The organism is Mesorhizobium sp. WSM4829 (assembly GCF_055811475.1).
The window spans coordinates 86,666-104,582 of record NZ_JBVVQJ010000017.1; the positions used below are offsets into that span (position 1 = coordinate 86,666).

The window sequence follows — 17,917 nt, forward strand, 5'->3', positions numbered from 1 at the left end:
CTGACCGGGCAAGCCGTCCTTTGCGCGTCCATGCCACTATCGTATCCATAAAGAGGTCATGTCGCATGAACGCATGATCCGGTCACGAATGAGGGCATACAGATGGGCTTTCTGATCAGAATGGCTTTCTGGTTTTCGCTGGTGCTTCTGGCGTTGCCGCTGAATGTCGGCTCCGACGAGACAGGCCACCAAAGCGTCGGGCCGATCCAGGCGTTGTTTGCGGCACGCGAGGCGGTCGGCGACATTGCCGGCATATGCGAGCGCAAGCCCGACGTCTGCGAGACCGGCAAGTCCGCAATGCACACGATCACCGCCCGGGCCAGGGAGACAGCCAAGATCGCGGCCGCCATGTTGGACGACAAGACCGCCGAACCCGACACGGCGACAACGACCGGCAGCGTGCCCGAAGACATCGTGTTGCCGGCGAAAGTCGATTTGCCGGTGAAAAACTGAGATCTTTTTCAGCGCATCTGTCACAGCACCGCAGCCCGTCCGCCCTAAAGCGCTTTGGCCGGCCTCACGCGACGCGCTTTTCCTCTTTTTCCGTGACGCGGCGCCGCCGGATGATTATATCCGGGGCTATGACCACGACGATCCAAACGATCCGCGACGACTTCTCCCTGCTTGACGAGTGGGAAGACCGCTATCGCTATGTGATCGAACTGGGCGAGGCCCTACCGCCATTTCCCGATGAGGAACGCAACCCTGCCAACAAGGTGCCCGGCTGCGTCAGCCAGGTCTGGCTGACGACCCAATATGGACCGGGGCCCGACCCAGTCGTCACCTTCGCTGGTGATTCGGACGCGCATATCGTGCGCGGTCTCGTCGCTATCATGCTGGCGCTGTTTTCCAGACGACCCGCCAGCGAGATCCAGAAAACCGATGCGGAAGCCACGCTGAAGGCACTTGGCCTCGACGAGCACCTGTCGCCGCAACGTGCCAATGGTCTTCGTTCCATGGTCAAGCGCATCAAGCGCGACGCAGAGGCGGCCTTGAAGCAGACCGCCTGATCATATCGATTGCTCGAGCATCGCCCCAAGATCAAAACGGCGCCCGGAGGCGCCGTTGATCATCTAACCCAGGTTGGGAAGGGAGCCGGTATCAGCGCCCCTTGCGCTTGCGGCCGAGACCCATCTTCTTGGCGAGCTGTGAGCGGGCGGCAGCATAGTTGGGAGCAACCATCGGGTAGCTGGCGTCCAGGCCCCATTTTTCACGATACTCGTCGGGCGTCAGACCGTAGTGGGTCATCAAGTGACGCTTCAGCGACTTGAACTTCTTGCCGTCTTCAAGACAGACGATGTAGTCGTCATGGACGGAGCGTTTCGGGTTTACTGCCGGCTTCTGCTTGTCGGCAGGAGGCTGTTCACTGGCCCCGCCCACGCGCCCGAGGGCGGCATGGACATCGGCGATGAGGCCAGGCAGCTCGCCGACCGGCACCGGATTGTTGCTGACATAGGCGGCCACGACATCGGCCGTCAATTCGATCAGCGCATCACTATTTCTGGAAGGTGTTTCGATAATATCCATGGCTTCCTGGCCCCAACGTGAGTTGTTTCTACCTGCGCCCTATTTTTGATAGGTCGGGCATCGCGCGAAATTTTTGCAGGAAAGAGCCTCTGCGATTCGCGTCGCAGCATCCTAATGAGCCACTAAACCAAGTAAGTCAATTCGCTTCTTGCGCTGTATTCATCGATGGCAATAAAATATTCGACGATCAGCTTCAACCTTTCGTGCACTCTGTAACTTTGCGATATTTTCTGGGCAGACCAGCAGCGGCGGACGCCCAGTCAAGCTGCCGTTACATCCATGAGAGCCAGTAAAAAAATCTCAATGCTTGGCTATGCTTGGTTGTGGTGCAGGCTATCTGGTTGTTTTTAGAGTCCGCAAAACCATAGGTTGCGATTTGCTGTTGCAAGCAAGCCGGCAATCAGCCCTGCGGACCGGCACCGTCCATCAATGTGGGGTGATGTATTTTCCGTAGACCCAGCCGGTGACGAAATTGCCGTTGTGTGCCGGATCGTGCCAGACTTCGCACCAGCGATAGCGGATCTTCTGTTCCTGCTTCCAAACCGGCTGCTTGGCGATGTCGAGCAGGTTTATGCCGCCGGTGCATCTCCCGGTCATCTGCAAAACGGCACCGTTGGGATAGGCCGCCTGTTTCTGGGACGATCCCGCCGGATACTTGCGCACGTTGAGCGTGTCGCCAAACGGAAGGTTGGTCACTTGCCAAGCTGCGAACACGGTTGCATGAGATTGGCCGATAAAGGCCAAGACTGTCGAAGCGACGGCGAAAGCCGCAGCAGCGTGAAAACGGAACTTCATTTTTCCCTCTCCTCCGGCTCATCTTATGGAGCCCGGCGCAAACATATACCCCGGCACTTGAACCTGCGCTGATCGGCGTGTTCATTCTCCATACAAGTAACTTCCACAGCGAGACGCAATGACCCGAACCCCAGCATTTCCGACTGCCAGCCCGCCGCAACCAGAGAAGCGACCGGTCTTCGATGTGCATCATGGAGTGACCCGGACGGACGACTATGCCTGGCTGAGAGCCGACAACTGGCAAGAGATGTTCAGGAATCCGTCGCTGCTCGACGCCCAGATCCGCGCCCATCTCGAAGCCGAGAACGCCTATCAGGCAGCGCTCATGGCCGAGACCGCCCAGGTGCGGAAGCAGCTTTTCAAGGAGATGAAGGGCCGCATCAAGGAGGACGATTCGTCCGTGCCGATGAAGGATGGGCCGTACGCCTATGGGTCATCTTTCAAGCTTGGCGGCGAGCAGCCGCGTTATTTCCGCACGCCGCGCGAGGGCGGCGACCAAGAGATCCTGCTCGACGGCGATCTCGAGGCCGAAGGCAAGGCCTATTTCCGCCTCGGCGGTGTCGACCATTCGACCGACCACCGCAAGCTTCTGTGGGCCTTCGACGACAAGGGTTCCGAATTCTACACGCTTCGCGTCCGCGATCTCGCCGACGGCAACGATCTGGCCGACAGGATTCCGGATACCGGTGGCGGCGGCGTGTGGGATGCCGAAAATGATGGATTTTTCTACACCCGCCTCGATGCCAACCACCGTCCTTCCAAGGTGCTGTTCCATGCCCTTGGCGACAGTCCTGAGAACGACCGGCTGATCTACGAAGAAACCGATCCGGGCTTCTTCATGAATGTCGGCGGCACACGCTCCAACGAATGGATCATGGTTGGCATCAACGACCACGAGACCTCGGAATATCGCATCATGAGCGCCAGCGAGCCGTTCGCCGAACCGAAGCTGGTTACGCCGCGCGAGACCGGCCTGCAATACGACCTCGAAGAAGGCGGCGATGTCTTCTTCATTCTCACCAATGCCGACGGCGCCAAGGATTTCAAGATCATGACTGCGCCGGCAAGCGACCCGGTGCGCGCCAACTGGCAGGAGCTGGTGCCGCACGAAGCGGGCCGGCTGATCCTTTCGGTAATCGGTTTCAAGGACCACATGGTCAGGCTTGAACGCAAGGAAGGCCTGCCGCGCATCGTCGTGCATGACCGCAACAGCGGCGAGGAACACCTGATCTCCTTCGACGAGGAAGCCTTCTCGCTCGGCCTGTCGGGATCCTATGAATACGATACCGAGATCATGCGCTTTTCCTACTCGTCCATGACAACGCCGGCGCAGGTCTTCGACTACAACATGCGGACCCGCGAGCGCGTGCTGCTGAAGACCCAGGAAGTTCCGTCCGGCCACGACCCGGACGATTACGTGACGCGGCGGCTGATGGCGCCCGCAGCCGGCGGCGAACTGGTGCCGATCTCGCTCATCCACCATCGCGACACGCCGCTCGACGGATCAGCGCCTTGCCTGCTTTACGGCTACGGCTCCTACGGCATCACGGTCCCGGCCGCCTTTAACACCAATTTGTTATCGCTGGTCGACCGCGGCTTCGTCTACGCGATTGCCCATGTCCGCGGCGGCAAGGACAAGGGCTATGGCTGGTACGACGACGGCAAGCGGGCCCACAAAATGAACACGTTCACCGATTTCATCGCAGTCGCCCACCACCTCGTCGCCGAACGCTATACGCAACATGACCGCATCGTCGCTCAGGGCGGCTCGGCCGGCGGCCTGCTGATGGGCGCCGTCGCGAATATGGCGCCGGAATGCTTCGGCGGTGTTGTCGCCGAAGTTCCGTTCGTCGACGTGCTCACCACCATGCTCGACGCGACCCTGCCGCTGACGCCGCCGGAATGGCCCGAATGGGGCAATCCGATCGCCTCGGAGGAGGACTACCGAACGATCGCCGCCTACTCGCCCTATGACAATGTCGCCGCGCTCGACTATCCGCCGATCCTGGCGCTTGCCGGCCTCACCGACCCGCGTGTCACCTATTGGGAGCCGGCCAAGTGGGTGGCGCGGCTGCGCGATCGCAAGACCGGCGACAATCCGGTGCTGTTCAAGATCAATATGGACTCCGGTCATGCCGGCGCATCCGGCCGGTTTTCCAGGCTCGAGGAAATTGCCTTCACCTATGCGTTTGCGCTGAAGGTGGCGGGCAAGGCCGACCTTGCCACCACAGCGCCGCCGACCCTTTTGGACGCACAGACGGCGCTGTAGGAGCTTGATCTTTGCGCACCACGGGTCAGGCCATGTCGATTTTCCGCTCGCAATTGCCATAGCTGCGCGCTAGCCAATGCGCGGCTTCTCGCAGCCGCGCCACCCAAAAATCATTCAGTCACGGCAAGGGTCCGCAATGTTGCTCGTCGACGTCTATCTCGACAAATCGCCCATCCAGGGCATCGGTGTCTTTGCCAAGAACCACATTCCCCGCGGCACACTGGTCTGGAAGCTCCATCCCAATTACGACCGGTGCATCCCTGTCGAGGTCTATGAGCGCGAAACCGGGCCGGTCAGAGCCTATCTCGATCGCTATTCCTATCCCGATCGGCGCGACCCGAACTTCGTCGTCTTCGAAGCCGACGACGCCCGCTTCATGAACCATGCCGATGACCCGAATTGCGACGTCGCCTCGCCCGACGAGACTTATGCACTGCGCGACATCGCGCCCGGCGAGGAAATGACCTGCAACTACAATCATTTCTTTGAAACCGGCTTCGATTTCCTCGGCGACCGCCACCTGTAAATCGGGAGCGTGGAATGCAGCGCGGGCAGGATTGACAACAACGGACCTTCAGCGCACCTTCCAAACAGGTGGATACAACCTGCTGCTTGCGCCCTCCCGGGTAAGGTGAATGTATCGAGCCACTTCAGGCTCCCTTTGCCCGAACGAACGGGTCAGTAACGCAAGCTCTGACGTCTTCCGTTCTTCGAAGCAAAGGATGATTCCATGCGCGATTTCCGCGATGCAAAAGCCATGGCGCAAACGCTGTCCGAAGCGCTGAGCGCCAAATCCGTTTCGCTGTCCCACAGCGAAAGCCTCGAGCTCATTGCTAGGGTCCTCGGCTTGCGCGACTGGAACGTATTGGCTGCAAGGATTCAGGCGAGCCAACCAGTCGGAGCTGGACCCAGAAACCCGGCGCCCGAGGCCAGCCCGCCCCCGTCCTCCGGCACGGATCTGCCGATTTTTCCAATGCGGGATTTCGTGCTCTTTCCGCAAATGACTGTTCCGGTCTTCGTGGGCCGCGACAAAACGCGGCGCGCTGTGGAGCACGCGATGGCAGGCGACCGCCGCGTTCTTGTGGTCGCACAGAGGCACGCGACCGACGAGGATCCCGGCAACCTTGCTTCTCTCTATCCGGTGGGTGTCACGGCTAGCGTGATAAACTGCCAGACGCAGGTGGATGGGGTACTCAAGGTTTCGGTCTCCGGCCTCCAGCGAGCCGCGATCCTTCACCTGGTCAACGCCGACTTTCTGGCGGCGGAGGTCGCGCCGGTCGAAGAGCAGCGTCGCCAATCGGCGGAGGCGGCAGCACGTTCGAGCGCGGTTCTCGATACATATCAGAGCTATGCCAACATCGATTTTTCCTCGCTTCCACGAAGGCCCAAGGCGCGACTCGGCCTGCCCTCCATCGGCGATCCCGGTGTCCTAGCCGATACGCTCGCGCCGCTGCTGTCGATCAGTATCGAGCAGAAGCAGCAGCTTCTGGAAACCAGCGATGTCGTCGCCCGGCTTGAAAAGATCCTCGACCTGATGAAGGCTGGCCGGCCTGAGAATGGGCCAGAGCCAGCCGGCTGACGGGTGCTAACTAATTCGCCGGCTTGCGTGGGGGATAGCCGTTGGGGTGCGGCGGGACGGCCTTCAGATAGGCCGCGATCGCCGCCCGGTCCTCGGGCGTCAGCTCGGCCATGTTTCTCTGCACGTCGACCATGGCGCCACTGACGGAATCGAAATCAGGCGTGAAGCCGGTTTCCAGAAAGTAGGCGATGTCGGCCTCCGACCAGTCACTGAGCCCGCCTTCGCCCGAGGTGATGTTCGGCACGATGCCGCTGCCTTCGGCAGCGGTGGCTCCGGCCAGCCACTCGCTCTTCCTGGTGCCGCCAGCAAAATCGCGCGGCGTGTGGCATTCGCCGCAATGGCCGGGCCCTTCGACCAAGTAACGGCCGGCCATCACCGGATCCGGCGTGCCATCGGGGAAGGAGACCACCGGCTGGTCACTCAAATAGAGACGTTTCCACAGCCCGATGCCGCGACGGATGTTGAACGGGAACCCTAGCGAATTGGGCGGCGCCTTGCCCGCCACCGCCGGAAGCGTTTTCAGGAAGGCATGGAGATCGGCGATGTCGGCCGGCTTCATGCGTGCGTAGGACGCATAGGGAAACGCCGGATAGTAGTGCTCGCCGCTCGGCGATACGCCCTTCAGCATGGCGTTGGCGAGGTCTTCGACCGACCAGCCGCCGATACCGTCCTCGGCATCTTGTGAGATGTTCGGTGGCACGAAGATGCCGAACGGCGTCTTGAGTTCGAGACCGCCGGCCAGTTGAAGGCGGGCGTCGCCTTGCGAGCCTGGCTTCGCATGACAGGACGTGCAGCCGCCGGCATAAAAAATGCGCTTGCCCCTGGCGGCATCGCCGGGGCCGAGCTGCGCCAGGGTCTCGCTGTCGAGCCTGACCGGTGCCGACAGGAACCAGCCGGCGACCGCGCCGGCGGCGCCCAGAACGAGGGCGGCGCCGACGAGTTTTTTCAGCAGGCGCATCGCCCGCTATCAGCCCTTCTTAATCCTGTATGTCTGGTGGCAGGTGCCGCAATCGCCGCCTATGGTGTTGAACCCCGCCTTCAAGGCATCGACGTCGGCAGGAGCGGCGGCCGCCGCAGCCTTGACGTCGGCGAGATATTTGCCTTCCACCGCCTTGAAGCCGGCCATATCCTCCCAGATTTTTGGGGCAGCGGTGGTGTCGCCGGTGCCGCTGCCAGCCGGGAAAAGAGTGTCGACTTTTGCATGGAACTTCTCGGCGTTTGCCTCCAATGCCTTCAACGCCGCCAGCACGGCCGCTGCGTCATAAGGGGTCTCGCCCTTGACGACTTTCGACAATTGGCCGGCGATCTTTCCACGTTCCTTCATAATGGCCTGCCGCTCCTGGATCGGATCGGCAAACGCCGCCGAACCGGCGAAGGCGAGCATCGAGATGGCGAGGATAAGCTTTCTCATTCAACTGGCTCCATGGTGAAGATGTTTCGGGTGAAGGTCCGACTGATCGATAACGGCAAAACTGGCTTGAAAATTCCGGAAATTCGCCTCACGCTTGTGTGAATTTTTCGCGACGGTCGTTGGAAAAGGGCGGCCGATCATTTGGCACACAGAGAAAAGCCCCGGTTTTGCCGGGGCTCTTCTGCAACTCAGTCAGGCCTACGCCTTTTCGTAGAGCTCGAGGACATGGTCCCAGTTGATGAGACTGTCGACGAAGGCTTCGAGATATTTCGGCCGGGCGTTGCGATAGTCGATGTAATAGGAGTGCTCCCAGACATCGACGCCCAGGATCGGGGTCGCGCCATGGACCAGCGGGTTCTCGCCGTTCGGGGTCTTCGAGATCGCCAGCTTGCCGTCCTTGACCGAAACCCAGGCCCAGCCCGAACCGAACTGGGTGGTGCCGGCGGCGATGAAATCGGCCTTGAACTTGTCGTAACCGCCAAGATCGCTGTCAAACGCCTTTTGCAGCGCGCCGGGCAATTTGTTGCCGCCGCCGCCCTTCTTCATCCACTGCCAGAAGTGGATGTGATTGTAGTGCTGGCCGGCATTGTTGAAGAGCCCGGGGTTCTTGCCGAAGGATTGTTTCACAACCTCTTCGACCGACAAATCGCCGAGCCCGGCTTCGGCAGCCAGCTTGTTGCCGTTGTCGACATAGGCCTTGTGGTGCTTGTCGTGGTGATACTCCAGCGTCTCCTTCGACATGTAAGGCTGCAATGCCTCGTAGTCATAGGGCAAGGCGGGCAATTCAAAAGCCATCGGTCGTACTCCTCGTGGAAAAATCCGGTGTCGATACCGGACTAACATAGGTCTGGATTGGTGTGGAGCAACTCCGGAACGAAGCGCCGGTTCGCTTTTTAGCCAGTCAACCGACCGAAGTCGAATGCGCCCACTCCCAATAGAGTTCGCGCGCCTTTTTCGCTACAGGCCCGGGCTGGAGACTGCGATCCTCGATGCGGGTGACCGGCACGACTTTCGAGTGGTTTCCGGTCGAGAATATCTCGTCCGCTTCGAGGAATTCGCGCACCGACAGCGCCTTTTCGATGGTCTTGAAGCCATACTCGTCAAGCAGCGTCATCGTCCGAGAGCGGGTGATGCCGGACAGGAACGTGCCATTCGGCGCCGGCGTCAGGACATGGCCATCCTTGACCAGGAAAATGTTCGAGGTTCCGGTCTCGGCGACATTGCCCAGCATGTCGAGCACCAGCGCGTTGTCGAAGCCGCGCATCTTGGCTTCGAGGATGGCACGACCGTTGTTGGGATAAAGGCAGCCGGCCTTGGCGTTGGTCGGCATGGTCTCGATGGTCGGGCGCCGGAACGGCGAGACGGTGACCGAAAAGCCCGACGGCGGGATCATCGGCGATTCATAGAGGCAAAGGCAGAAACGGGTCGAGGCCGGATCGGCCGGCACGCCCATATAGCCACCATGCTCGGCCCAGTACATCGGCCTTATGTAGACCGCCGTCTTGCCGTCGAACTTCTTCAGCCCGTCCCAGGTCAGCCCGACGATCTTTTCGGCGCTCATGGATGGTTTGAGACCAAGCGCGATCGCCGAGGCGTTCACCCTCGCGGCGTGGCGGTCGAGGTCGGGGGCGACGCCCTCGAACCAGCGGGCGCCATCGAACACGCTGGTGCCGAGCCACACGGCATGGCTGCGCGGCCCCAGAATGGCGACGTTGCCTTCATACCAGTCGCCATCCACGAAGGTCCATGTCGCGGATTGCGCCGCAGCCGCCAGTGTCATCGCTTGATTCCGCGTTTCAGAGCTGTCCTGTCTCGCCATTGGAAGATGCTTTGGCGTCTGCCGTCAACTGATTTGGCTGAGATTTGTTAAGGCCAGCGGCATGCGAAATTGCAATCCGTGCTTGCGCCCGGCCTTGCCTCGCCGCAAAACTGTTACCATGCAACATGCGGCTTACGTTTTCGACGCTTACGGAACGCTGTTCGACGTGCACGCAGCGGTCCGCCGTCATGCCGACCAAATCGGACCGGACGGCCAACTCCTGTCGGAGATCTGGCGCGCCAAACAACTGGAATATTCCTGGGTGAGGACGCTGATGGGCGCCTACGCTGATTTCTGGCAACTCACCGAACAGGCGCTGGATTTCGCCTTGCGAAAGGTTCCCTCCGCGGACAAGGGACTGAGGGCCAAGCTGCTCGACGCCTATTGGCGGCTGGACTGCTATCCGGAGGTGCCGGCCGTGCTCAAGGCGCTCAAAGCATCTGGCGCCAAGCTGGCGATCCTATCCAACGGCTCGCCTGAAATGCTGGAAGCGGCGGTCAAATCGGCCGCGCTCGACCAGGTTCTGGACGACATCTATTCCGTCGAGGCCGTCAAGCGCTTCAAGGCCGATCCGTCGGTCTACGACATGGTCACGACAGGCTGGCGTCTCTATCCGGGTGCGGTGTCGTTTCAGTCATCCAACCGCTGGGACGTCGCCGGCGCCACCAAATTCGGGTTCCGGACAGTCTGGATCAACCGCTCCGACCAGCCCGAGGAATACCGGGACTTTCCGCCGGCCCTGATCCTGCCCTCGCTCGAAGGCCTGCTCGCCGCAGGCTGACACATGAGCCCATATCGGAATCGATTTTTGGAAAGGATCATTACGCGCGGCGCTGTGGGCCTGTTGCCTCGGCGCAACAGGGGCTGAACCGTCACAGCTTTGCCTTTGTTTGTTCACCCTCAGGCCCAGAATCGGAACCACCTATCGCGCCAGGCATTGGTAGGGCTGGCGCGCCGCACTGATTGGCGTATTCATGTTCTGTTTCGATATGAGACTTAAAAAGGCAACGATGTTCACAACCGAAATCGACCCCTATCGCCTGAGCCGTCGCGGCTTTCTCAACGCCGCTGCGCTCGGCGCCGCCTCGATTGCGGTTTCCGCCTGCACCACGACGGCAGGCCGGCCTGTCGAGCCGCCGCCGCCAGCCAGCGTCGAGCCGCCGCTCATGGACTATGCAACAATGTACGGTCCGGTCAGCGACAATGGGTTCGAGCTGCCGGGCATACCCTACGAGAAAATCGACGAGCAATTTCTGCGTCAGATCGTTCCCGATCCGACCGGCCAAGCGCCCGGCACCATCGTCGTCGATACGGCCGGCCACCACCTCTATTTCGTGCGTCCGGGCGGACAAGCCATTCGTTATGGGGTCGGGCTGGGTCGCGCCGGTTTCGAATGGTCTGGCGATGCCGTCGTCCAGTGGAAGCAGAAGTGGCCGAAATGGACGCCGCCGGCCGAAATGATCGCCCGCCAGCCCGAGTACGCAAAATACAGCGAGGAGAATGGCGGCATGCCCGGCGGGCTCACCAATCCGCTCGGAGCGCGCGCGCTGTATCTCTTCGAGGGCAACGAGGACACGCTTTACCGCCTGCACGGCTCGCCGGAGTGGTTTTCCATAGGCAAATCGGTGTCATCTGGCTGCGTTCGCTTGATAAATCAGGACATTATCGACCTTTATGACCGTGTGCCCAACAAGACGCCGGTGATCGTTACCTCCGGTGTCGGTCAGGAACTAGTTGCCACGGCAGACCGCAAAGCCATTCCGATCGATGCGGGCGTCCCGGAAGGATCGATCCTGCTCGGCCCGGCGGGGGCGATCTCGGAGCCGATCTTCTGAGCTGGTCGAAAGCGCTGGAGCGGTGGACTTTCGGTGCCGCAACTTGCCGGTCCGATGCTTTTCCCTGAGCATGGATCCTAGCAAAACCGGTGCCCAGTTTTTTGGTCCGATGCGGTGCTTTCAGCGCCGCCCCCTAGCCAGGCTGCCGAGGATGCCGCGCACGATCGCCCGTCCAACTGACGTGCCGACCGAGCGAACCACCGATTTGATCGCCGCCTCCGCCACCGACTGGCGATTGGACGCTCGCGGCGCCGGTGTTCGCCTGCCGCCGGTGGGCTGGGGGGCGGGATCGTCATTGCCGAAGCCTGGAATGGTCCAGCGCGAGCCGCCGCTCTCCTGCTGCTGCGCCTCCGCCTCCAGCGCATCCTTGGCTTTTTTCTGCAGCATCTCGAAAGCCGATTCGCGATCGACGGTCTGGTCGTACTGTCCCGCAACCGGGCTCTCGGTGATCAGCGTGCGGCGCTCATCAGGCGTGATCGGGCCAAGTCGCGACGACGGCGGGCGAACCAGCGTCCGCTGGACCATGGACGGAACACCTTTGGCTTCCAGCGTCGAGACCAGCGCCTCGCCGGTGCCGAGCTGCGTGATCACGGTAGCACAGTCGAAGTCGGGATTGGGCCTGAACGTCTCGGCGGCGGTCCTCACGGCCTTCTGCTCCCGTGGCGTGTAGGCGCGCAGGGCGTGCTGCACCCGGTTGCCGAGCTGGGCCAGAACGGTTTCGGGGATATCCAGCGGATTCTGGGTGACGAAGTAGACGCCGACGCCCTTCGAACGGATCAGGCGGACCACCTGTTCTACGCGGTCGATCAGCACCTTAGGCGCGTCGTCGAACAGAAGGTGCGCCTCGTCGAAGAAGAAGACCAGCTTTGGCTTGTCGGGATCGCCGACTTCGGGCAGCTCCTCGAACAGTTCCGACATCAGCCACAACAGGAATGTCGCATAGAGCCGGGGATTCATCATCAGCTTGTCGGCGGCCAGCACGCTGATCGCGCCGCGCCCGTCGCGGGTGGTGCGCATGATGTCGGCGATCCGCAATGCCGGCTCGCCGAAGAAGTTCGTCGCGCCCTGCTGCTCCAGAACCAGCAGCGTGCGCTGGATTGCGCCAACCGAAGGTTTCGTCACATTGCCGTAGCGAGCGCCGATTTCTTCGGCGCGTTCGGCGATGTTGGCAAGAAGCGCTTGCAGGTCCTTCAGGTCCAGCAGCAACAAGCCTTCCTCGTCGGCGATGCGGAAGGCGATGTTCATGATGCCTTCCTGCGCCTCGGACAGGTTCATAAGCCGCGACAGCAGCAGCGGCCCCATTTCCGAGACGGTGGCGCGGATCGGATGGCCCTGCTCGCCGAAAAGATCCCAGAATATGACCGGAAATTCCTGGAAATCATAGGGATCGAGCTTGACCTGCTCGGCGCGCTTGACCAGAAAATCCTGTGCCGCGCCCATCATGGCGATACCGGACAGATCGCCCTTGATGTCGGCGCAGAAGACCGGCACGCCGGCATTGGAGAAACCTTCCGCCAAAATCTGCAAGCTCACGGTCTTGCCGGTGCCGGTCGCGCCGGTGACCAGGCCATGACGATTGCCATACTGAAGCAGCAGGTTTTCGGCGCGCTGGTAGCTGTCATCAGGCTTTCGGCTGGCTCCGATGAAAATACTGATGTCGTCAGCCATGTGTCGGGTCTCCGCAACCTGAAGTGTGAATGCCCTGATCTATTGAAAGTAGCGGGGCTCGCCGCAGGTATAATGACGCCATTGCGCAGCGACAATGGCCATGGTCGAAATTGGGTTTTGGAGCTTGCGGATTTTGCCCATGTTTGGCAATCGGTTGACGGTTCACCGTCGCAGGGCGCGTGTTGCATTGTGATATGCGACGGGGAACCGTAGACTGACGTTCCAGGCCTATCGGCCGAGAAGACGAGGAGAGCGGATGGCCGGTGCCTTGAACCACGATGCCGAACTTCCGAACCCTGACCGGCAGCGGTGGCTGGCCCTTGCGGAAAAAGCCCTGGCCGGCGGATCCTTCGAGGAAAAACTCGTATCCCATACGGACGATGGCATCCGCATCGAACCGCTTTATGATCGTTCGGTCACCGCAGAGCCTCTCCCACGGGCAAACCCCGGATCGCCGTGGATCGTCAGCCAGCGTATCGACGATCCGGATGTCGGCCGCGCCCAAGCCCAGGCCCTGGAGGACGTCGCACAGGGCGCCACCGGATTGTCGCTTGTCTTCGAAGGCGCGCCGAATGCGTTCGGCTACGGCCTGCCGAGGACTGCCGAGGCGCTGGAGACCGTGCTGGACGGCGTGCCGCTCAACCGCATCCAGGTCCGCATCGACGCGCATCCCTGGAGCCGCGCCGTGGCCGACTGGCTGGTTGCGTTCTTGAGCAAGCGCCGGTCAGACCCGGCAAAGCTCAACCTATCCTTCGGCATCGACCCGGCGGCGATCTTTGCCGGAACCGGCCGGTTGCGGATGTCGATAGAGGCCTTGCGGGCATCGATGCCGCAGTCCCTGGCGCACTTTTTCTCGATGGGCGTGCCCGGGGTCCTGCTGGAGGCAGACGGACGCGTCTTCCACAATGCCGGTGCCACCGAAGCGCAGGAGCTGGGTACCATGATGGCTTCGGCGGTCTCCTATCTCCGGATGTTTGAGGAGGCGCGCCAGCCGCTTGTCTATGCGGCGCCCCATATCGGCTTTGCGCTGAGCGTCGACCAGGACCAGTTCGTATCGATGGCCAAGGTCAGGGCCCTGCGCAGGCTGTGGGCGCGGGTCCAGGAGGCATGCTCGATCTCCGCCGCCACCGCCAACATCCATGCCGAGACATCGTTCCGCATGATGACTTCGGCAGACCCGGAGACGAACATACTGCGCACCACGATCGCCGCTTTTGCCGCGGCAGCCGGCGGGGCGGACTCGATCTCCATCCTGCCGCATACGATCGCGCATGGCCTGCCGGCGGGCTTTGCCCGCCGTATTGCCCGCAATACGCAACTGATCATGGCCAACGAAAGCCATATCGATCATGTCGCCGACCCTGCTTGCGGTTCGGGCGCCGTTGAAGCGCTGACTGCCGAACTCTGCGAAGCGGCGTGGGAAGAATTCCAGCGGATCGAGGCGGAAGGCGGCGTGCTGTCCAGCCTGCAGCAAGGACACATCCAGAAACGGGTTCAGGCGGCCGCCGCACGCCGCAATGTTGCCTATCAGACGGGCGACCGGGCCATCATCGGCACGACGCTTCACCCGTCGAAGATCGAACGTCCGGTCGAAACCTTGGCGGCGGAGCGGCGGCCCTCGGTCACCGAGGGCGTCGCGGTGTGCGAGCCGCTGTTTCCGATCCGTATCGATCAATCGATCGGAGCAGCATCATGATTCCGGATTTCAGCCAGATCGGCTGGTCGGCGCCGCGCCGGGCGCCGATTGAGGTCAAGGGCCAGCGGATGACCCCGGAAGGACTGGCCATCAAGCATCTGTACAACCAGGGCGACCTCAAGGGGTTGCCGCATCTCAACACTTATCCGGGCCTGCCGCCATTCGTGCGCGGCCCCTACCCCACCATGTATGTCCAGCAGCCGTGGACGATCAGGCAATATGCCGGCTTCTCGACGGCGGAAGAGTCGAACGCCTTTTACCGGCGCAACCTCGCGGCCGGCCAGAAGGGACTGTCGGTCGCTTTCGACCTTGCCACGCATCGCGGCTACGACAGCGATCATCCGCGCGTTGCCGGTGATGTCGGCATGGCAGGCGTCGCCATCGATTCCATCCTCGACATGCGCCAGCTCTTCGACGGCATCCCGCTCGGCGAGATGACGGTGTCGATGACCATGAACGGCGCGGTGCTGCCGATCATGGCGCTCTACATCGTCGCCGCGGAAGAACAGGGCGTTGCGCAAAAGGACCTCGCCGGGACCATTCAGAACGACATTCTGAAAGAGTTCATGGTGCGCAACACCTACATCTATCCGCCAAAACCTTCGATGCGGATCGTGTCGGACATCTTCTCCTATACGTCGCAGCACATGCCGAAGTTCAATTCGATTTCGATCTCCGGCTATCACATGCAGGAGGCAGGGGCGACCGCCGACCTCGAGCTCGCCTACACGATCGCCGATGGAATCGAATATGCCCGCGCCGGTGTCGCGGCGGGTCTCGATATCGACCGTTTTGCGCCGCGCCTGTCCTTCTTCTGGGCGGTCGGCATGAACTTCTTCATGGAGGTCGCCAAGCTGAGGGCAGCCCGCCTTTTGTGGTCGACCCTGATGCTGAAGAACTTCTCGCCGAAGGACGAGCGCTCGCTGTCGCTGCGCACCCATTGCCAGACTTCGGGCTGGTCGCTAACGGCGCAGGACCCTTACAACAACATCATTCGCACCATGATCGAGGCGATGGCGGCGACGCAGGGTCATACACAATCGCTGCACACCAACGCCTTCGACGAGGCGATGGCGCTGCCGACCGACCATTCGGCCCGCATCGCCCGCAACACGCAGCTCATCCTGCAAAAGGAATCCGGCACCACCCGCATCATCGACCCGTGGGGCGGCTCTGCCTATCTCGAACGGCTGACGCATGACCTGGCGGCGCGCGCGCTTGCCCATATCGAAGAGGTCGAGAGCCTGGGCGGCATGGCCGCCGCAACCGAAAAAAACATCCCGAAGCTGCGCATCGAAGAGGCCGCCGCGCGCACGCAGGCGCGGATCGATTCCGGCGAGCAGGTCCTGGTCGGCGTCAACGCCTATCGTCCCGAGACGGATATCAAAGTCGACGTGCTGAAGATCGACAACGCCGAAGTCAGGGCCCGGCAATTGTCGAAACTGCAGCGGCTGAAAGGCACGCGCGACGTCGGCGCCGTCGAGAGCGCACTGAGTGCGCTGAGCCGGGCTGCGGAGAGCGGCGAAAATCTGCTGGAGTTCGCCATTCGCGCGGCTCGCGCCAACGCCACGGTCGGCGAGATTTCACTGGCGCTGGAAAAGGTTTTTGGCCGCCATGTCGCCTCCGTCCAGACGATCTCCGGCGTCTATCGCAAGGCGCTCGGCGACAATCCGGCGGTCGATCGGCTGCAGGACAAGATCGTCGCGTTCGAGGAGAAGTCCGGCGGCAAGCCACGCATTCTCGTCGCCAAGATGGGACAGGATGGCCACGATCGCGGCCAGAAAGTGATCGCCACCGCCTTTGCCGATCTAGGCTTCGACGTCACCGTCGGGCCGATGTTCCAGACGCCGGACGAGATCGCCAGGCTTGGCGTCGAGCACGACGTGCATATCATTGGCGCCTCGTCGCTGGCGGCGGGTCATTTGACGCTCATTCCCGAACTCAGGGACGCGCTGAAGAAGCTTGGCCGCGACGATATGCTGATCGTCGCCGGCGGCGTCATCCCGCCGCAAGATCATGAGGCGGTACGGCAGGCGGGTGCTGTGGAAATCTTCCCGCCAGGCACCGTCATCCCGGAAGCGGCGGAGCGGCTGATGGATAGGCTGCTGCAGGCCGGCTGAACTTGTTATAATCCATGTTGCAACGACCGACAATTTGAGTTATAATTGGCGTTGCAACAAGGGTTGAATCCATGAACACGACCATTCGCAAAATCGGCAATTCCGAAGGCGTGATCCTGCCCAAGGAAATTCTCGATCACCTGAATCTGAAGGCCGGCGATCAGCTTGAGATCGTCGAAACGAGCAAGGGCATCGCCCTTCGGCCAGTGGACGACAGCTTCGAGCGGCAGATGGAAGCTGCTCGCCAAGTCATGGACAAATACAAGGTCGCGCTTCAGAAGCTCGCCGAATGAGCTGGGAGTTCCTGAGCCGGCGTGCGGTCGAAGCCATGCACGCCGAGCAGTTGCGTCGGCACGGCGGCGCGCACGGTTTGAGGGATGAGAATGCCCTCGAATCGGCGCTCGCCCGAGCCGAGAACAAGGCCAACTATGGTGATCCATCGATCGAGGATCTGGCCGCGGCCTATATCTTCGGCATCGCCAGAAATCACGCCTTCGTCGACGGCAACAAGCGCACGGCCATCGTCGCCGCCGGCGCGTTCCTGATTGTCAACGGCTATGTGCTGACGGCCGACAACGGCACGATCTATGAGTTCGTCATGGGCGTTGCCGCCGGCGAGATCGACGAGGCTGGTGCTGCGGCGTTCTTCCGCGACCATGTCATCAAGATCGATGTCTAATTGTCGGAGAGCTTGACGATTTCCCACTCCTTGCCGTTCACCACGGCAATTTCGCCGACCTTCTTGCCGAACAAGGCCAGGGCCATCGGTGAAACATGGGAAATCGTCCCCTTGGCCGGATCGGCCTCATCCTCGCCGACGATCTTCCAGTGCACCTTCCTGCCGTCATCGCCTTCCAGCGTGACGCCCATGCCGAAGCGAACCAGGTCGCTGCCCGGTTCCGGCACGGAAAGCTCGGCGCTTTCACGCCGCGCGGTCCAGTAGCGCAGATCACGCGAGATGAGCGCGATGCGCTCGCGGTCGGCCCTCTTTTCCGCTCTGCCCAGATCGTCGCGCAGGGCAGCCAGTTCGGCGTCGATCAGCGCCAGGCCGCGTTGCGTCACCAGATTGCGATGGTGGCTGATCGGCCGCTCGCCGATGCCGGCGATGGCGTTTTCGCTATCTTCTTCGCGCGTGAAGGCTCTGCTCATCAGTCGAGCTTATGCCTCGCGTGGCGACTCCACAAGCTATTGCCGGCAA

The 17,917-nt window shown here is 61.6% G+C and carries 19 protein-coding genes; 11 read left to right on the forward strand and 8 right to left on the reverse strand.

The window, feature by feature from the left end:
• Positions 1-102: 102 nt before the first annotated feature.
• Positions 103-453, forward strand: coding sequence for a DUF5330 domain-containing protein (locus AC0L17_RS17930; RefSeq protein ID WP_473516815.1), 351 nt, complete (start codon positions 103-105; stop codon positions 451-453).
• Positions 454-581: 128 nt separating this feature from the next.
• Positions 582-1,010 carry a SufE family protein gene (locus AC0L17_RS17935; RefSeq protein WP_128172659.1) on the forward strand — a complete coding sequence of 143 codons (429 nt, stop codon included), beginning with the start codon at positions 582-584 and terminating at the stop codon, positions 1,008-1,010.
• Positions 1,011-1,101: 91 nt separating this feature from the next.
• Here AC0L17_RS17935 and AC0L17_RS17940 read toward each other — a convergent pair whose 3' ends face one another.
• Entirely contained in the window at positions 1,102-1,527 is a 426-nt protein-coding gene (locus tag AC0L17_RS17940; protein ID WP_473516816.1) for a Ros/MucR family transcriptional regulator, read from the reverse strand.
• A 426-nt stretch (positions 1,528-1,953) separates the two neighbouring features.
• Positions 1,954-2,322: an SH3 domain-containing protein gene (locus AC0L17_RS17945; RefSeq protein ID WP_473494121.1), complete on the reverse strand. Its 369-nt coding sequence runs from the start codon at positions 2,320-2,322 to the stop codon at positions 1,954-1,956.
• 118 nt (positions 2,323-2,440) lie between these two features.
• Here AC0L17_RS17945 and AC0L17_RS17950 point away from each other — a divergent pair, with 118 nt between their 5' ends.
• From AC0L17_RS17950 to AC0L17_RS17960, 3 genes are all read left to right on the forward strand, one after another.
• A complete protein-coding gene (locus AC0L17_RS17950; protein ID WP_473516817.1) occupies positions 2,441-4,591 on the forward strand; it encodes a S9 family peptidase in 2,151 nt (716 codons plus the stop codon).
• 136 nt (positions 4,592-4,727) lie between these two features.
• Positions 4,728-5,117, forward strand: a complete 390-nt coding sequence (locus tag AC0L17_RS17955) for an SET domain-containing protein (RefSeq protein ID WP_473516818.1) — start codon at positions 4,728-4,730, stop codon at positions 5,115-5,117.
• 204 nt (positions 5,118-5,321) lie between these two features.
• Positions 5,322-6,170 (forward strand): LON peptidase substrate-binding domain-containing protein, encoded by an 849-nt coding sequence (locus AC0L17_RS17960; protein ID WP_473516819.1) that lies wholly within the window; start codon positions 5,322-5,324, stop codon positions 6,168-6,170.
• Between the two features lie 10 nt (positions 6,171-6,180).
• Here AC0L17_RS17960 and AC0L17_RS17965 read toward each other — a convergent pair whose 3' ends face one another.
• The 4 genes from AC0L17_RS17965 to AC0L17_RS17980 form a co-directional block, all read right to left on the reverse strand.
• The gene (locus AC0L17_RS17965) at positions 6,181-7,128 is read right to left on the reverse strand and encodes a c-type cytochrome (RefSeq protein WP_473516820.1); all 948 of its coding nucleotides are present in this window, start codon (positions 7,126-7,128) and stop codon (positions 6,181-6,183) included.
• 9 nt (positions 7,129-7,137) lie between these two features.
• Positions 7,138-7,581 (reverse strand): c-type cytochrome, encoded by a 444-nt coding sequence (locus AC0L17_RS17970; RefSeq protein ID WP_287319011.1) that lies wholly within the window; start codon positions 7,579-7,581, stop codon positions 7,138-7,140.
• A 198-nt stretch (positions 7,582-7,779) separates the two neighbouring features.
• The gene (locus tag AC0L17_RS17975; protein ID WP_077382015.1) at positions 7,780-8,376 is read right to left on the reverse strand and encodes a superoxide dismutase; all 597 of its coding nucleotides are present in this window, start codon (positions 8,374-8,376) and stop codon (positions 7,780-7,782) included.
• Positions 8,377-8,482: 106 nt separating this feature from the next.
• Positions 8,483-9,361, reverse strand: coding sequence for a branched-chain amino acid aminotransferase (locus AC0L17_RS17980; protein WP_473516821.1), 879 nt, complete (start codon positions 9,359-9,361; stop codon positions 8,483-8,485).
• Positions 9,362-9,518: 157 nt separating this feature from the next.
• Between AC0L17_RS17980 and AC0L17_RS17985 the strand changes: the two genes are divergently transcribed.
• Both AC0L17_RS17985 and AC0L17_RS17990 read left to right on the forward strand, forming a co-directional pair.
• Complete coding sequence (locus AC0L17_RS17985) at positions 9,519-10,181, forward strand: haloacid dehalogenase type II (RefSeq protein ID WP_023800845.1); 663 nt, start codon at positions 9,519-9,521, stop codon at positions 10,179-10,181.
• Between the two features lie 229 nt (positions 10,182-10,410).
• Positions 10,411-11,235, forward strand: coding sequence for a L,D-transpeptidase (locus tag AC0L17_RS17990; protein ID WP_473516822.1), 825 nt, complete (start codon positions 10,411-10,413; stop codon positions 11,233-11,235).
• Between the two features lie 120 nt (positions 11,236-11,355).
• Here AC0L17_RS17990 and AC0L17_RS17995 read toward each other — a convergent pair whose 3' ends face one another.
• Positions 11,356-12,903 (reverse strand): helicase HerA-like C-terminal domain-containing protein, encoded by a 1,548-nt coding sequence (locus AC0L17_RS17995; RefSeq protein ID WP_473516823.1) that lies wholly within the window; start codon positions 12,901-12,903, stop codon positions 11,356-11,358.
• 256 nt (positions 12,904-13,159) lie between these two features.
• On the opposite strand from AC0L17_RS17995, the gene AC0L17_RS18000 reads away from it, so the two are divergent.
• From AC0L17_RS18000 to AC0L17_RS18015, 4 genes are all read left to right on the forward strand, one after another.
• Entirely contained in the window at positions 13,160-14,599 is a 1,440-nt protein-coding gene (locus AC0L17_RS18000; protein ID WP_473516824.1) for a methylmalonyl-CoA mutase subunit beta, read from the forward strand.
• Positions 14,596-16,719 carry a methylmalonyl-CoA mutase gene (gene scpA / locus AC0L17_RS18005; RefSeq protein WP_473516825.1) on the forward strand — a complete coding sequence of 708 codons (2,124 nt, stop codon included), beginning with the start codon at positions 14,596-14,598 and terminating at the stop codon, positions 16,717-16,719. Before AC0L17_RS18000 ends, scpA begins: the two co-directional genes overlap by 4 nt.
• A gap of 71 nt (positions 16,720-16,790) precedes the next feature.
• Positions 16,791-17,012 carry an AbrB/MazE/SpoVT family DNA-binding domain-containing protein gene (locus AC0L17_RS18010; protein WP_023800850.1) on the forward strand — a complete coding sequence of 74 codons (222 nt, stop codon included), beginning with the start codon at positions 16,791-16,793 and terminating at the stop codon, positions 17,010-17,012.
• Positions 17,009-17,398: a type II toxin-antitoxin system death-on-curing family toxin gene (locus AC0L17_RS18015; RefSeq protein WP_287320679.1), complete on the forward strand. Its 390-nt coding sequence runs from the start codon at positions 17,009-17,011 to the stop codon at positions 17,396-17,398. The genes AC0L17_RS18010 and AC0L17_RS18015 overlap by 4 nt, the downstream gene beginning before the upstream one ends.
• Here AC0L17_RS18015 and greA read toward each other — a convergent pair.
• Complete coding sequence (gene greA, locus AC0L17_RS18020; protein WP_077382045.1) at positions 17,395-17,868, reverse strand: transcription elongation factor GreA; 474 nt, start codon at positions 17,866-17,868, stop codon at positions 17,395-17,397. The two genes, AC0L17_RS18015 and greA, sit on opposite strands and share 4 nt — an antisense overlap.
• Between the last annotated feature and the right edge of the window lie 49 nt (positions 17,869-17,917).

Bases quoted from the DNA above. Each gene is read 5' to 3' on its own strand.
- AC0L17_RS17935 (WP_128172659.1), top strand. From the start codon at position 582: ATGACCACGACGATCCAAACGATCCGCGACGACTTCTCCCTGCTTGAC.
- AC0L17_RS17985 (WP_023800845.1), top strand. From the start codon at position 9,519: ATGCAACATGCGGCTTACGTTTTCGACGCTTACGGAACGCTGTTCGAC.
- AC0L17_RS18010 (WP_023800850.1), top strand. From the start codon at position 16,791: ATGAACACGACCATTCGCAAAATCGGCAATTCCGAAGGCGTGATCCTG.
- AC0L17_RS17945 (WP_473494121.1), bottom strand. From the start codon at position 2,322: ATGAAGTTCCGTTTTCACGCTGCTGCGGCTTTCGCCGTCGCTTCGACA.
- AC0L17_RS17950 (WP_473516817.1), top strand. From the start codon at position 2,441: ATGACCCGAACCCCAGCATTTCCGACTGCCAGCCCGCCGCAACCAGAG.
- AC0L17_RS17965 (WP_473516820.1), bottom strand. From the start codon at position 7,128: ATGCGCCTGCTGAAAAAACTCGTCGGCGCCGCCCTCGTTCTGGGCGCC.
- AC0L17_RS17955 (WP_473516818.1), top strand. From the start codon at position 4,728: ATGTTGCTCGTCGACGTCTATCTCGACAAATCGCCCATCCAGGGCATC.
- AC0L17_RS17995 (WP_473516823.1), bottom strand. From the start codon at position 12,903: ATGGCTGACGACATCAGTATTTTCATCGGAGCCAGCCGAAAGCCTGAT.
- AC0L17_RS18015 (WP_287320679.1), top strand. From the start codon at position 17,009: ATGAGCTGGGAGTTCCTGAGCCGGCGTGCGGTCGAAGCCATGCACGCC.
- AC0L17_RS17930 (WP_473516815.1), top strand. From the start codon at position 103: ATGGGCTTTCTGATCAGAATGGCTTTCTGGTTTTCGCTGGTGCTTCTG.
- AC0L17_RS18000 (WP_473516824.1), top strand. From the start codon at position 13,160: ATGGCCGGTGCCTTGAACCACGATGCCGAACTTCCGAACCCTGACCGG.
- AC0L17_RS17970 (WP_287319011.1), bottom strand. From the start codon at position 7,581: ATGAGAAAGCTTATCCTCGCCATCTCGATGCTCGCCTTCGCCGGTTCG.
- greA (WP_077382045.1), bottom strand. From the start codon at position 17,868: ATGAGCAGAGCCTTCACGCGCGAAGAAGATAGCGAAAACGCCATCGCC.
- AC0L17_RS17960 (WP_473516819.1), top strand. From the start codon at position 5,322: ATGCGCGATTTCCGCGATGCAAAAGCCATGGCGCAAACGCTGTCCGAA.
- AC0L17_RS17980 (WP_473516821.1), bottom strand. From the start codon at position 9,361: ATGACACTGGCGGCTGCGGCGCAATCCGCGACATGGACCTTCGTGGAT.
- AC0L17_RS17940 (WP_473516816.1), bottom strand. From the start codon at position 1,527: ATGGATATTATCGAAACACCTTCCAGAAATAGTGATGCGCTGATCGAA.
- AC0L17_RS17990 (WP_473516822.1), top strand. From the start codon at position 10,411: ATGTTCACAACCGAAATCGACCCCTATCGCCTGAGCCGTCGCGGCTTT.
- scpA (WP_473516825.1), top strand. From the start codon at position 14,596: ATGATTCCGGATTTCAGCCAGATCGGCTGGTCGGCGCCGCGCCGGGCG.
- AC0L17_RS17975 (WP_077382015.1), bottom strand. From the start codon at position 8,376: ATGGCTTTTGAATTGCCCGCCTTGCCCTATGACTACGAGGCATTGCAG.